Source organism: Bacteroides sp. OM08-11, from assembly GCF_003438665.1.
GTDB classification, from domain to species: Bacteria; Bacteroidota; Bacteroidia; order Bacteroidales; family Bacteroidaceae; genus Bacteroides; species Bacteroides cutis.
Genome location: NZ_QSTJ01000001.1, coordinates 232,040 through 247,491 on the forward strand (window position 1 = coordinate 232,040; position 15,452 = coordinate 247,491).

General features: G+C 40.5%; 9 protein-coding genes. 7 read left to right on the plus strand and 2 right to left on the minus strand.

Features of this window, described 5'->3' with window-relative positions; translation table 11 throughout:
* The first annotated feature begins 1 nt into the window (after nucleotide 1).
* The 3 genes from DXC10_RS00910 to DXC10_RS00920 are packed head-to-tail and all read left to right on the plus strand — an operon-like array spanning nucleotide 2 to nucleotide 4,450.
* Nucleotides 2–1,954 carry a RagB/SusD family nutrient uptake outer membrane protein gene (locus DXC10_RS00910; RefSeq protein ID WP_101541871.1) on the plus strand — a complete coding sequence of 651 codons (1,953 nt, stop codon included), beginning with the start codon at nucleotides 2–4 and terminating at the stop codon, nucleotides 1,952–1,954.
* A 37-nt stretch (nucleotides 1,955–1,991) separates the two neighbouring features.
* Nucleotides 1,992–3,272, plus strand: coding sequence for a DUF5000 domain-containing lipoprotein (locus DXC10_RS00915; RefSeq protein ID WP_101542407.1), 1,281 nt, complete (start codon nucleotides 1,992–1,994; stop codon nucleotides 3,270–3,272).
* Nucleotides 3,273–3,277: 5 nt separating this feature from the next.
* Nucleotides 3,278–4,450, plus strand: coding sequence for a DUF4998 domain-containing protein (locus DXC10_RS00920; RefSeq protein WP_117737184.1), 1,173 nt, complete (start codon nucleotides 3,278–3,280; stop codon nucleotides 4,448–4,450).
* 80 nt (nucleotides 4,451–4,530) lie between these two features.
* Here the strand turns inward: DXC10_RS00920 and DXC10_RS00925 are convergent, their stop codons facing one another.
* Together DXC10_RS00925 and DXC10_RS00930 are read right to left on the minus strand one after the other, a co-directional pair.
* On the minus strand, nucleotides 4,531–5,694 hold the full coding sequence (locus DXC10_RS00925) for a Gfo/Idh/MocA family protein (protein ID WP_117737185.1): 1,164 nt from the start codon (nucleotides 5,692–5,694) through the stop codon (nucleotides 4,531–4,533).
* A 170-nt stretch (nucleotides 5,695–5,864) separates the two neighbouring features.
* Complete coding sequence (locus tag DXC10_RS00930) at nucleotides 5,865–7,451, minus strand: glycoside hydrolase family 31 protein (protein ID WP_117737186.1); 1,587 nt, start codon at nucleotides 7,449–7,451, stop codon at nucleotides 5,865–5,867.
* A gap of 166 nt (nucleotides 7,452–7,617) precedes the next feature.
* Between DXC10_RS00930 and DXC10_RS00935 the strand changes: the two genes are divergently transcribed.
* The 4 genes from DXC10_RS00935 to topA all read left to right on the plus strand — a co-directional run bounded on the left by DXC10_RS00935 (nucleotide 7,618) and on the right by topA (nucleotide 15,445).
* The gene (locus DXC10_RS00935) at nucleotides 7,618–8,151 is read left to right on the plus strand and encodes an NUDIX domain-containing protein (protein WP_117737187.1); all 534 of its coding nucleotides are present in this window, start codon (nucleotides 7,618–7,620) and stop codon (nucleotides 8,149–8,151) included.
* Nucleotides 8,152–8,255: 104 nt separating this feature from the next.
* The gene (locus tag DXC10_RS00940; protein WP_117737188.1) at nucleotides 8,256–11,288 is read left to right on the plus strand and encodes a tetratricopeptide repeat protein; all 3,033 of its coding nucleotides are present in this window, start codon (nucleotides 8,256–8,258) and stop codon (nucleotides 11,286–11,288) included.
* A gap of 12 nt (nucleotides 11,289–11,300) precedes the next feature.
* Entirely contained in the window at nucleotides 11,301–12,956 is a 1,656-nt protein-coding gene (locus DXC10_RS00945; protein WP_101541877.1) for a TonB-dependent receptor, read from the plus strand.
* A gap of 137 nt (nucleotides 12,957–13,093) precedes the next feature.
* Nucleotides 13,094–15,445 carry a type I DNA topoisomerase gene (topA, locus tag DXC10_RS00950; RefSeq protein WP_117737351.1) on the plus strand — a complete coding sequence of 784 codons (2,352 nt, stop codon included), beginning with the start codon at nucleotides 13,094–13,096 and terminating at the stop codon, nucleotides 15,443–15,445.
* Nucleotides 15,446–15,452: the final 7 nt, after the last annotated feature.

The following is a 15,452-nucleotide window of genomic DNA, read 5'->3' on the forward strand; positions in this document are numbered from 1 at the left end:
TATGAAAAAAATAATACTTTCTATATCATTGTTTATATCTTTGTTACTGGGAGGTACCTCTTGCAGTGACTATTTAGACATCGTGCCTGAAGGTACCCCAGGAATAGACAATGCATTCAGCAATCGAATTAATTCTTTCAAATACTTGCATGGTTGTTACAGCTATCTTCCTCAATGGGGTAATGCAGGCTATTCTTTAGGTTTTCTAGCAGGTGATGAACATTGGCTAATTCCCAAAGGAACAGGTATGATTGAAAGCCGTGTAAAACAGTATTGCTGGGACATAGGACGTGGTTCTCAAAACATAAACAAACCGTTAATGGATTATTGGAATGGTGCAGAAGGAGGTAACAATTTGTGGCAAGGCATACGTGATTGTAACATTTTTTTGGAAAACATACACAAACCGATGGATGTAGATGATTATGAACGCGACCGTTGGATTTCGGAAGTAAAATTCCTAAAAGCTTATTACCATTTCTTCTTGTTCCAATTATATGGTCCTATTCCCATCATGGAAAAAAATGTACCGGTAGATGCCACTACCGAAGATGTACGTCTATATCGTGAACCGGTAGATCAGGTAGTACAGTATATTTCCGATTTGCTGGACGAATCGCTTGAAAACCTGCCTGACTATATTATGGTTCCCGCCGAAGAAATGGGACGCATTACACGCCCCATTGCCAAGGCCGTAAAAGCACAATTATGGTTACTTGCCGCCAGTCCGCTATTTAATGGTAATACTGCATACAAGGATGTGACAGACAACCGTGGAGTAAAAATCTTTGCAACAGAATACGATCCAACTAAGTGGGAAAAGGCTGCTGTTGCCGCAAAAGATGCCATTGAAACAGCAACTTCCAAAGAACTCGGTGCAAATGCTGCAGAACTTTACTATTTCACTGAAAGTATCCGTGGTATTTCAGATGCTACGATTCAACAACTCACCATTGGTGGTTCTGTAACTGAAGATGACTGGGCAAACAATCGTGAAATTATTTGGGGGAGTGTACAGGAAAACGTAAACGACCTGCAAACTTTATCTATAGCATTAAGTAATAAAGGTGCTTATTATACAGCCCGTGCACTGTTGTCCCCTACCATGAGTGTGGTAGAAAATTTCTACTCCTCCAATGGTGTGCCTATCTCGGAAGATAATAGTGCTTTTTGGCAAGAAATGTATCCCCGGCGTTATGAGTATACCCAAACTCCAGCAGACGGAAACAATATCTATTATTTCACACAAAACGAAACAACCGGCATCATTAATCTTAACCGTGAGCCTCGCTACTATGCATCCTTGTTCTTCGATCGTTGTACTCGATATGCCTCCGGATACAAGGATGACACACAAGCAGAATTGGCTCACTATAAGATGAGACGTAAAGAAAGTGGCGGTTTATTAGACTCCGAAGACCACTCCATTACAGGATACCTGAACAAAAAAGTATGTAGCTATAAGTCTAGCTTGACAAGTAGCGCATGGAGCCCTAAACGTTACCCATTTCCTATCATCCGCTTGGCAGATCTGTATCTAATGTACGCTGAAGCTTTGAACGAGACTATGGAGACTCCTAACGAAGAAGTATTTAAATATATTGATTTAGTTCGTGAACGTGCTGGACTAGAAGGGGTAAAAGAGTCTTGGACTAAATATTCCACCCATCCCAATAAGCCAAATACTCGTGACGGAATGCGTGAAATTATCCGTACTGAACGTCTGAACGAATTGGCAGGTGAAGGAAAACGTTTCTGGGATCTACGTCGTTGGAAAATAGAACTTCCCCAACAAGTAATGGGTTGGAATATAAACGGCGAAAATGCAGAACAATACTATAGACAAGTCGTTGTCTTCAACCGGCCTAGATATACTTATAAAGATTTCTTATGGCCAATTAAGTTACAAGATATTCAACGCAATCCGAATTTGGTTCAAAACCCCGGTTGGTAATCCTTTTTTGCTATTCATAAACTAAATGAAAAAACATATGAAAAAAATAAACTATAAACTAAAAATAACAAGCCATTTGTCGGTTATTCTACTTAGTTTGTTCCTCCTGACAGCATGTAATGAGGAAACCAAACTCGGAATGGAGCCTACTGATGGCGTGGCACCTGGTATTCCCACCAATATTACGGTAGAAAACATAAACGGCGGTGCCATCATCCACTTTATCGCTCCTCTGGATGATGATTTACTCTATGTAATGGCAACCTACACCATAAACGGCGTAGAACGGACTACCATGGTTTCTCCTTTTACCGACTTCCTAAAGGTAGAAGGTTTTATGGAAGGAGAATATCAAATAAAATTGAATTCCGTAGATAAAAGTAAGAATGTATCAGAGCCTGTAATGGTAACCATCAATCCTACCATTCCACCAGTGAAAGCCATTTTTGAATCCATTAAGATTGAAGAATCTTTTGGTGGTGTTGTACTACATTGGGAGAATGAAACAGAAGCCAATGTCATCATTGAAGCTTTTGAAGAGAAAGAGGGTGAATGGATTTCTGTAGAGAATTTCTATACAAGCGCCAAAGATGGTAAAGGAGTACTACGTGGTTACTCTGCCAATCCGGTAAACTTCAAGTTCCGTGTACGTGACCGCTGGGATAATTATTCTGAATTCACAGAAGTACCCGAAGGCGGTTATTTACCTTGGAAAGAAGTAGAAATCAGCAAGAAATATTTCAAGAAACTAGGTTACTATCTGCCAGGAGATGCCACTGAACTCAATTCTTCGTATACCATTGACCGAATTTGGAACGGGAATACTACGGAAAGTAACTGTTTCCATTGCGGTGGTAATAAAGGTATAGGGTTATGCGTAACTTTTGACCTAGGTCAGGAAGTAAAACTTAGCCGTTTCAAAATGTGGCAACGTACAGCCAACGCTTCTTTTATCTACAATCATAACAACCTAAAGCGTTACAGTATCTATGGTTGTAACGAAATCACGGAGTGGATGAGATATGACTCCGGTCAAGAGGATGAAAATGGAGAAGTATGGCCTACTTTTGAAGGCTGGAATCTGATTATGGAAGATGTACACTGCTATCGTCCTTCCGGATTTGACAGCACTGTAGTAACAAACGAAGACAAGGAATATATTTTGGGTGGTGATGAACACGAAGTACCAATAGAAGCTCCTTCTTTCCGTTATATCCGTATTCTCATGCTCGAAAACTGGTCAGGTGGTACCATCGGACAGATTGAAGAGATGTCATTTTGGGGGCAGATAATCAATGGAGAACAACCTAACGAATAATTATTATGAAAAATATTTTAAAATACATAGCCGGTTGTATAGCAGGACTTACCATCACCGCTTGCGGTGATATCTATGAAGTCCACGAACAATATATTACCGAGGGTGAACGAACTTACATCGGACATGCCGACACCGTATATGCTCAAGGTGGTTTCAACAAAGTAAACTTAGTGTGGAAACTTAACGTTGACCCACGTATCGAAACATGTGTCATTACCTGGAACGGTTGTGAAACACCAGTAGAAATCCCCGTTAACCGTTCTGTAGAATACATGAATCATGTATTGGAGATTCCGGAGGGGCAATACATATTTTCTCTTAAAATGAGAAGTAAATCGGGTGAAGAATCACTGACAGAAACCGTTGAAGGTGAATCTTATGGCGCACTTTATCAAGCTCGCCTGACACAACGTATCATTACCTCCATACTTGCCACTCCCGAAAAAGGAGTGACTATCGAATGGAATGCGGAGGAAGGCTGTAAAAAAACAGTTCTTTCTTATATCAATATCAATGGTGAAAAGAAAACGGTGGTAATACCAGAAACAGAAACTACCACAATCATCACAGACTACGTAATGGGAAGTGAATACGAGTATTACAGTGCTTACGCTCCAGAGATCAATGCTTATGAAGATATCAATTCTCTATCGAAAAAGGGGAATTTCCCGGCTCATTACACTCTTTCCAAGTCTGAATGGGACAATACGTATCATGTGCTCTATGAAGACATAGACCGTACAGGATGGCTGGTTACCGCTAGTACAGAAGAGCTTGAAGGAGAAGGGGCTACAAATGGTCGTGCCATCGCTCTGATAGACGGAAACCTAAAAACATTCTGGCATTCTCAATATAAGGGTGAAGGTGCTAATCCTCCCTGTCCACACGATATCATCCTGGACATGCAACATGAGCAGGAAATCATTTCTGTAGAGTTGGCAAGACGGGAAAAGAACAAGGATACACGTGAAGTAGAATTTTCTATCAGTAACGATGGCATAACTTGGAGTCTATTCGGTAGTTTAACATTTCCAAACAATGCCAATCCCAACTCACAAATTCTGTTATTGCCAACAGCTGTAAAAGGTCGTTATTTGAAAGTCTCAGTAGTCAATAGTAATAATGGTGTTAATGCAAGTATCGCAGAAATTATGTTCACTGCTCCTCCAAGATAAAGGAATAAATACTTTCTGAAAATAAGATGAAAGGCAACTGCTAAATACAGTTGCCTTTTTATATTGAGACCAATTGTAATCTATAAATTGAATTCATACAATGAACCAAAACAACAAATCGTTCTATGCTCAGCAATAGATACTTTAGACCAAGGAGTAATAGAAGTCCAAAGAGCAAGGTCATGTAAAGTTGCCGGATAAGAAGACATTCCCTTTATTCCCTCTTCCAGTGCCTTGAGCATAATATAGTCCATTCCTTGATGATGAGTATCCCGGAGTAAAGCTTCTTTTCCCCACTGTCTCCAATACCTGTGTTCATAGTAGTCTATATAGGAGATGTCATCTTCCCAAACTTCCTCGGGACTATTCCCCTCTATATAAATCTGACGATGGTCTCCCTGCCAAATGCCTTTTGTGCCCTGTACCTCAAAATCCAGACTACGAGGACGAGGTAAAGTTGTGTCATGAGTCAATAATACAAGAACACCCTTTTCTGTTTCCAACTGTGTAGAAACTATATCACCCATTGTTATTCTTACTTTTTCGTCTCCCCCCAGTTCCCTAATCCGCTGTAACATACCTACAGACTTGGAAGCAAAAGAAGTCAGAAATTTAATCCGATCAGTTCGATTGATACCCGCAATCATACATAAAGGAGCTAAACCATGTGTCGGATAAATATCGCCATTATCACATTGATAAAATTTACCTCGCCAAATACTTTCCGTCTTTTCACGGTTACCGATATTTCCAACATCATCCAACAACAAAGAACGTAAGTCATGACGATATCCTCCACGCATATAAACAATTTCTCCAAATATGCCATTAATTACCATCTCATGAACAGCCATAACCTCGCGCAGAAACAATGTATTTTCCAAAGGATAAATACGACATCCTCTTTGCTCAGCCAAATCTATCAACGGCTGATATTCATTGAGATAAAGTCCGCCTTTTATTTCCAAAGCAACATGACATCCCCTGTCTACACTCTGCATAGCATGTTTTACATGATATTGCCATGGAGAAGTCACAAAAACCAAATCAGGTTTATGAACATCAAGCATATTCAGATAATCGTCATTCCCGTTGTTGTAACAAACGATATCAGGAATACCTACATCCGAAATTTCCGGATCAGCAACTGCAACAATTTCAAAAAAAGGTATATGCCGTAACAATTTCAACAATTGCATGCCCCGATATCCTACCCCTATAAAAGTAGTTTTAATTTTCTCCATACTTTTACTTCTCTATTTTAACAACTTTACGGTTCACATTTATGACAACCAGATCATCTATTCTGATATGATAATGATCCCATTTATACCTCCTAATCCGGTTGGCAAAAATACAAAAAACAACAATAGTAACATACGAAAGCGAACGTTCTTCCACACTTTATGGAGAATTATTTAATTCGTTCAAAATAAGGCAAACGCTCCAGTGGAACTCCTATTTCTATAACTTTCGGTCCTCGGATTTTTTTCCCCATATCATCCCGCCATACACCCTTAGGAAGTTTTACTTTTCTATGAGTACCTTTTACCACCATTGGAGCTATTAAATATTTATCTCCTAACATAAACTGATCATGACACTCCTCAAACCCTTGATGAGGGAAGCTATATTCCAGATGCCGCACAATTGGTTCTCCTGTCTGAGAAGCATGAACAGCCGTTTTCAATATATACTCTCCCATCTGCTCATGAAATCCGGCAAACTTACAACAGATATCCAGATGTTTTTTATCAAGAATACGCCAAGGGGCTACCGAAAACTGCATCATTGGCATCAACGCATGTATCTGACAGGAACGTACAATCAATTCCTGATCAAAATTACCGGTATCAATATTTAAAAAAGAGTTGAACTCTCCTCCACCAATCATATCGGGACAAGTATAAGCATGTCCCAATAAACCAGCCGCAATCATATCGGGTATCAGCAGGGAAGAAGAATTCCAGGAATAAGATTTATCACCCAAACGCTGTACCAGCGCCTGACCTCCCAATTTGAACGAAGTACGATATTCATTGTATGGAAATTTAAGTCCCAACTCTGCCCATTTTTGCGAAAAAGTACAGGCATTAGCCACCGGATCATGGAAAGTATACTCTCCGGTAAAATGCACTACATCTCCTGCATCAAATTTAAAACCATCAACGCCATACTTTTTTTGTACATCACGCAATTGTCCCTCTAGATAAGAGACTACTTCTGGATTTGTCATATCATAGCAAGCACTTACTCCATTCCACCAATTAATCATGGCTGGAGAATTATTGTTTTTCTTTTTCACCAGATATCCTTTCTTCGCCAGCAAACGGAACTCTGGACTATCAGGCGAAACAAAGGGACATATCCACAACATCACTTTAAAACCCTGCTCATGCAAGCGGGTGATCATTCCTGCCGGATCAGGAAATTTGTCAGGTTTAAACTCAAAATTACCATAATATTTCTGCCAGTTATCATCTATCATAAAAATACCGGTAGGAAAACCATTTGTTAAAATATCCCAAGCATATTTCTCTATATCAGCCTGATTCTGATTATACATCAACTCAATCCATGTATTATACTGTGGTTTGGAAAAAAATAGATCTGTAGGAATATTTCCTGAAGGCGGGAAATATACGGCAGAAGCTGCAAGATAAGCATCCTTTAATGTTGTTCCGGCAGAAACCGCATTCAGCTCTATATAATCAGAACGAAGGATCAATGTATCATTCTGTAATCGGAAACAAAAAGGTTGTTCGCTCCAAACATAACGTCCTTCTGAGGATAATAACAACGGAACAATCTGGTTATTTAAATTTACCTTGCCTAAATCATACCATTCCGTCGTCGAGGCAAAAGGCATACGGCTGCCCAATGCAACCAGTCCTCCCCACCATTTTTCATCGTTCAGAGGCGCTACAATCGTTTCGTACCTCTGTGCCATCACTGAAAACACTGAATACAGAGCCCCAACAAATAAAAAGACTTTTCTCATGTAGGTTTCAATTTAAGATTAGTGTTTCTCTTATATACTCATAAAGAGATTGTCAATAATTAAAATACTCACTGCAATATTAGAAATAAAATAACAATTAACAATAAGAAGCGAGCAACTTTATTTCTATCTTTGCCACCAACGAAAACTTCAACTCAGAAAAATCATGGAACATCCTCTTTTTCAATTCCAATATTGTCCGAAATGTGGTTCAAAGCATTTCGAGGTTCATAATGAAAAATCAAAGCAATGTACCGACTGCGACTTCACTTATTATTTCAATCCTTCGGCTGCCACGGTAGCACTAATTTTGAATGAACAGAACGAACTTTTAGTGTGCCGACGCGCTAAAGACCCCGCTAAGGGGACTCTTGATCTTCCCGGTGGCTTCATCGATATGGCAGAAACAGGTGAGGAAGGCGTGATGCGTGAAGTGAAAGAAGAAACAGGTATGGAAGTTATCAAAGCGAACTATCTGTTTTCATTACCTAATATTTATATCTATTCAGGTTTTCCTGTACATACACTGGATATGTTTTTCCGCTGCACGGTGACAGATACCTTGCACTTGAAGGCAATGGACGATGCTGCTGACGCTTTCTTCATACCGTTGAAAAAGATAAATACCATGGAATTTGGCCTAGGCTCAATCCGTAAAGGATTGGAAAAAGCACTGAATGAAGATCTTATCCATCCATAAAGCATATTCCGAGATAGGGTATTCCATATCTTAAAAAGAATAAACAAATGAAACAAAATTCGGTCAAAATCTGTATTTTTGTAAAATACTCAATATAGTAAAAGATGAAACATAAAACCTCCCGAATACTTTGTACGATACTTTGCTGTGTATCTCTGTTTGCCACCGCCCAAACAAACAATAAAATAGAATCTCCCAAGAGGCTTTATCAGGAAGGAGAAACTCTGTTCCAACAAAAAGCATACTCAGCTGCTATTTCCCCGTTACAAGCGTTTGTAAAACAAACGGATGCCAAAGGGAAACCTTTATCTTCCACCGGAGAAAGGGAAGAAGCAGAATATATGCTGGTTTGTGCCGAATATGAGCTGAAAAACCCGCAAAGTATAGAACATCTTCGCGATTATCTGGAGAACTATCCCGATACTCCTCATGCCAACCGCATTTATGCTCTCATTGCATCCGCCTATTTTTTTGAAGGGAAATATGACAATGCATTGGCAATGTTCAATGCTGCCCGACTTGATCTGTTAGGCAATGAGGAAAGAAATGATATGACCTACCGTATGGCAACCTGTTACCTGAAAACTGATAATGTAAAGGAAGCTGCTATCTGGTTTAAAACCCTGCGTAATACCAGCCGTAAATATGTAACGGACTGTACCTATTACCTTTCTTACATACGTTACACCCAGCAACGATATGATGATGCCCTCAGTGGATTTCTATCTTTACAGGACAATTCCAAATACAAAGCGTTGGTACCTTACTACATCGCTGAAATTTATTTGATAAAAAAGAACTACGACAAAGCCGAAATCGTAGCACAGAATTACTTGTCAACTTTCCCAAATCATGCGTACACAGGAGAAATGTATCGTATACAAGGTACAGCTGATTATCATTTCGGTAAGTACCATGAAGCCATCAGAGCCTTTGAAAAATATCTTGAAAACAATACGGAAACAATCCACAGAAGAGATGCACTTTACATGCTAGGAATGTCATGTTATCAGACCGGAGTATACACCCAAGTGCCTGTCATTCTGGGTGAAGTGACTACCGAGAAAGATGTTCTGGCACAGAATGCCTGGTTACATATAGGACTGGCATATCTTCAATTGTCTGACAAAAACAAGGCACGCATGGCATTTGAACAAGCCGCCATTTCCGATGCCGATTTAAAAGTCAAGGAACAGGCCGCCTATAATTATGCACTCTGCATACACGAGACCTCTTATTCCGCTTTCGGAGAATCGGTTACGGTCTTTGAAAAGTTCCTCAACGAATTCCCTCATTCGCAGTATGCCGACAAAGTCAGTAATTATCTGGTGGAGGTGTATATGAATACCCGCAGTTATGATGCAGCTTTGAAATCCATCGAGCGCATCACGCATCCCAGCAAGGCTATCCTGGAAGCCAAACAAAAAATTCTGTTCCAACTCGGCACACAGGCTTTCGCCAATACACAGTTTGAACAGGCCATCAAATCTTTCAGCCAAAGTATTGCATTGGGGCAATATAACCTTCAGACCAAAGCAAACGCTCTTTATTGGCGAGGCGAATCATATTACCGATTAAGCCGTATGCAGGAGGCCGCCCGCAACTTCAACGACTACCTGGTAATCACCCCTCAAAAAAATACGGAAATGTTTGCGCTGGCCTATTATAACCTGGCCTACATTGCTTTCCATAAAAAAGAATATACCACTGCACAAGACCGTTTCCTTAAATTCGTACAACTGGAGAAAAGCGAAAATTCCACATTGCTTGCCGATGCCTATAACCGTATCGGTGATTGTTACCTGCACGTGCGCCATTTCGATGAAGCCAAGCAATATTATACCCGTGCCGAAAAATTGGGAACACCTACAGGCGATTATTCCTATTACCAGTTGGCGCTGGTAGCTGGTTTGCAAAAGGACTATGACGAAAAAGTGAATTTATTGAACCATTTGGCAAGTAAATATCCCAACTCGCCGTATGCAGTGAATGCACTTTACGAAAAAGGACGTTCTTATGTACAGGGTAATAACAACAGCCTGGCGATTGCCACATTCCGCGAATTGCTGAGCAAATATCCCGAAAGCCCCGTCAGCCGGAAGGCAGCTACTGAGATCGGCCTGCTATATTACCAGAATGATGACTATGACCGAGCGATTGAAGCATATAAATATGTCATCACCCAATATCCAGGCAGTGAGGAAGCACGTCTTGCCATGCGTGACTTGAAATCAATTTATGTAGATGCCAACCGTGTGGATGAATTTGCAACGCTCGCCTCACAAATGCCGGGAGAGATACGCTTTGAGCCCAGTGAACAGGATTCACTGACCTACATCGCTGCCGAGAAAGTGTACATAAAAGGCGAAATAACCTCTGCAAAAACAAGTTTCACCCGTTATCTGCAAAGTTATCCCAATGGTGCATTCAGTTTGAACGCCCACTATTACTTATGCCTCATCAACAAAGACCAAAAGGATGAAGAAGGTATATTGGAACACGCCGGGAAGCTACTTGAATATCCCGACACTCCTTATTCCGAAGAAGCTTTGTTAATGCGAGGAGAGATATTGTTCAATCGCAGGCAATATGGACAAGCACTTGCCGATTACAAACAGTTACAAGCTCGTGCCGCCACTGCAGAGCGACGACAATTGGGGACTACCGGGGTACTACGTTGTGCCGTACTGTTGAAGGATGACGTAGAAGTGATACATGCCGCTACCGCTTTACTTGCCGAAGCAAAGCTGACCCCAGAACTGAGCAATGAGGCATTGTACTATCGTGCCAAAGCCTATCTGAACCAAAAGGCGGTGAAAAAAGCGATGGACGACTTGAAAGTGTTGTCAAAAGACACCCGTACTCAGTATGGCGCAGAAGCTAAATACCTGCTGGCACAGCAACTGTACAATGCCGGTGAACTGGTTGCGGCTGAAAAAGAGATACTCAACTTCATCGACCAGAGTACCCCACATGCCTATTGGCTGGCACGTAGTTTTATACTGTTGTCCGATGTGTATGTAGCAATGGACAAAAAGCTGGACGCACGCCAATATTTATTGAGTCTACAGCAAAACTACCAAGCAGATGATGATATTGCAGTAATGATTAACGAACGGCTGGAAAAGTTGAAATAATTCAAACATTTGATGATTATGAGAAAAATACAATATATCCTCGGAGGATTAGTCTTATTAGCCTTCCCTTTAGAGACTCAGGCACAAAAACAATCCAAAGACTCTACGGTAAACCGTACGGTCGTTGTGGAACAAGAATATAACCCAGATATTATGGACGCATCTAAAATAAACGTGTTGCCACAGGTTGAGCCACCCACTGTGAGTAAAAAAATAGTGGAGTATGATATCACCTTAATACCTACGGGGCAAATTCCGACAACTGTGATGCAAGTATATACAGGTAAAGAAGCACAGACAAAGGTCCTGCCTGGATACATTCGTATGGGCTATGGAAGTAAAGGGAATTTAGATATGCGAGCCAACTACCTGTTTACATTTTCAGATCGAGACCGACTAAATCTGACTTTACACATGAACGGTATGGATGGCAAACTGGAACTGCCGGATAATCTTGGAAAATGGAACGCCTATTATTATCATACCTATGCAGGTATAGACTACACACACACTTTCAAAAAAGTGGATATGAATACAGCCGGTAACTTTGACCTGAGTAATTTTAATTTTCTACCAGGTTCAGTTAATAATAAGCAGAAGTTTACTGCCGGTAGCCTGCATTTCGGGGTAAAATCTACTGGCGACGAACTGCCTGTTCAGTTTCGTGCAGAGACTAACCTGTTGCTTTATGGCCGTCAACATGAATTGAGTTATATGGATACGAAGGAATCTATTGTACGTACTCTGGCAGAAGCAAGCGCTCCTATCTCGGAAGAACAGTTCATCGGAGTAGCATTTGCCATGGACAATGCTTTTTATAAAAACAATCTATTTGAAGATTACACCTCGTTAAATCTGACTCCTTACTATCTTTTTAAGAATGACGATTGGAAAATCCGCCTGGGAGTCCACGTAGATTTCTCCTTTGGTTTTGGAAAAAAGTTCTATGCCTCGCCGGATGTAATGGTGCAATATACATTCTCTGACAGTTACCAACTCTATGCGCAAGCTAAAGGAGGAAAGCAGTTGAACGATTTTCGTCGGATGGAAACCATCAGTCCCTACGGACAGACAATGGTGCAGCCGGAAGCCACTTATGAGCAATTGAATACTGCTCTCGGCTTCAAGGCAAGTCCTGTCACTGGATTGTGGCTCAATTTTTACGGAGGATATCAAAATCTTAAAAACGACTTGTTGCAAATGCAATTTTCCATTTACAATAATTCGGAAGATTACCCCCATGCACTGTTGTTGGGTACGGCTAACACACACAATATATATACCGGTGCAGAAGTAAGCTACGATTACAAAAATCTCATTTCATTCTCTGCCTCAGGAATTTATCGTAATTGGAGTATCAACTATGAAGATATCAACAAGGGCGGTCTGCTTTTCAAGCCCTCCCTTGAAACAAAATTCGAGATAAACTTCCAACCGATATCCGTAGCATCAATTAACTTTGGTTATCAGTACATCAATCGTGAAAAAATGGAAGAAAGGAAAGTCAATTCGGTGAGTAATCTATATTTAGGAGGAAATTACGAATTTTTCAAAGGAATTTCTGTTTACATACGCATCAATAATTTATTAAATAAAAATTATCAATACTATTGGGGATATCCCACTGAAGGAATTAACTTCCTCGGAGGAGTAAACTTTAAGTTTTAATCGTAAAAATAGAAGAAGATATGAACAAAAAAAATCATTTTTGCTAAATTCTCCTTATATTATAAGGTGAGAAGTTGGTTTTTTTCCTACTTTTGCGGGCAAATAGAGTGGCAGGAGTCACTATAAAACAGAAATTTATGCAAAAAAACCTTGTCATTGTCGAGTCTCCGGCAAAAGCAAAAACCATTGAGAAATTCCTGGGAAAAGACTATAAAGTCCTTTCCAGTTATGGTCATATACGTGATTTGAAGAAAAAAGAATTTAGTATTGACGTCGATAAAGATTTCAAACCACATTACGAAATCCCGGCAGATAAAAAAAAGGTTGTAGAAGAACTGAAAACCGAAGCCAAAGATGCTGAAACTGTATGGTTAGCATCTGATGAGGACCGAGAGGGAGAAGCTATCGCATGGCATTTATACGAAGTACTAAAACTTAAACCGGAAAACACCAAACGTATTGTTTTCCACGAAATTACTAAAGAAGCTATCCTAAAAGCCATTAAACAACCACGCAATATCGATATCAATCTGGTGGATGCCCAACAGGCACGCCGCATTCTGGACCGTATCGTAGGTTTTGAACTTTCACCTGTATTGTGGAAAAAAGTAAAACCTGCCCTTTCGGCAGGTCGTGTACAATCAGTTGCCGTACGTCTCATCGTAGAACGGGAACGAGAAATACAAGCTTTCCACACAGAGGCTTCCTATCGTGTGACTGCCATATTCCTTGTACCGGATTCTGAAGGTAAGTTGGTAGAGATGAAAGCCGAACTAGCCCGCCGTCTCAAAACCAAAGTTGAAGCGCAGATGCTTCTAGAACGTTGTAAAACTGCAACGTTCACCATTAATGATATTTCTACCCGCCCGTTGAAAAAAGGACCTGCTGCTCCTTTCACGACTTCTACCTTGCAGCAGGAAGCTGCCCGTAAACTAGGGTTCACGGTAGCCCAAACCATGATGGTAGCTCAACGATTGTATGAATCAGGAAAGATTACTTACATGCGTACTGATTCTGTAAACTTGTCGGAACTTGCAGTGAACAGCAGTAAGGAAGTTATCACTAAAATGATGGGTAACCGTTACGTATATTCACGTCATTTTGCGACCAAAACCAAAGGTGCACAGGAAGCGCATGAAGCTATCCGTCCTACCTATATGGAAAATGCTAAAATAGAAGGTAGTCCACAAGAAAAAAAACTATATGACCTAATCTGGAAGCGTACCATCGCTTCACAGATGGCTGATGCGGAATTGGAAAAGACCACTGTGACCATTGGTATCAGTAATGATACAGATACATTCAATGCCACCGGTGAAGTAGTTAAATTCGACGGTTTTCTCCGTGTTTATCGCGAATCTTACGACGAAGATATGGAACAGGAAGATGAAACGCGCCTGTTACCTCCTCTTAAAAAAGGACAAACGTTGCAACGTGAAGACATCATGGCTACCGAACGTTTTACGCAACATCCGCCTCGTTACACGGAAGCAAGCCTTGTACATAAACTAGAAGAATTAGGGATCGGTCGCCCGTCTACATATGCTCCTACCATTTCAACTATCCAACAACGCGAATATGTAGTAAAAGGTGAAAAAGAGGGCCAGGAACGTGCCTACAATGTACTCACATTACAAAATAATCAGATTATTGACAGTACCCAGACTGAAATTACAGGAGTAGAAAAATCCAAATTATTACCAACCGATACAGGTACAGTAGTCAACGACTTCCTGATGGAGTATTTTCCTAATATCCTTGATTACAATTTTACAGCAAATGTAGAAAAACAATTCGACGAAATAGCTGAGGGAGAAGAACAATGGACTACCATTCTAAAACATTTCTATACAGATTTCCATCCGTCAGTAGAAACTACACTTGCCACCAAGAACGCTCACAAAGCCGGTGAACGTATCTTAGGTAATGATCCTGCCAGTGGGAAACCAGTTTCTGTAAAAATCGGACGATTCGGTCCCGTTGTACAAATAGGAACAGCAGGTGATGAAGAAAAGCCTCGTTTTGCACAACTGAAGAAAGATATGTCTATCGAGACCATCACTTTAGAGGAAGCCCTGGAGCTATTCAAGCTTCCACGTACTTTGGGTGAGTACGAAGGTAAAACAGTTACGGTAGGTAATGGGCGTTTTGGACCCTATATTTACAACAACAACATGTACACCTCATTACCCAAGACTATAGATCCGATGGCTATAACCTTGAAAGAAGCCATCGAGTTAATCTTGAAAAAGAAAGAAGCCGAAGCCCAGAAACATCTTAAAAAGTTTGAGGAAGAACCTGATTTAGAGATTTTAAATGGTCGTTATGGTCCTTATATAGCTTACAAAGGCAGTAACTATAAAATACCCAAGGATATCATTCCGCAAGATTTGAGTTTACAGTCTTGTCTGGAGTTAATCAAGATCCAAGATGATCCGGCTGCTCCAAAAGCTAAAAAGAGACGATATACCAAAAAGAAAACAAATTAATTCAATA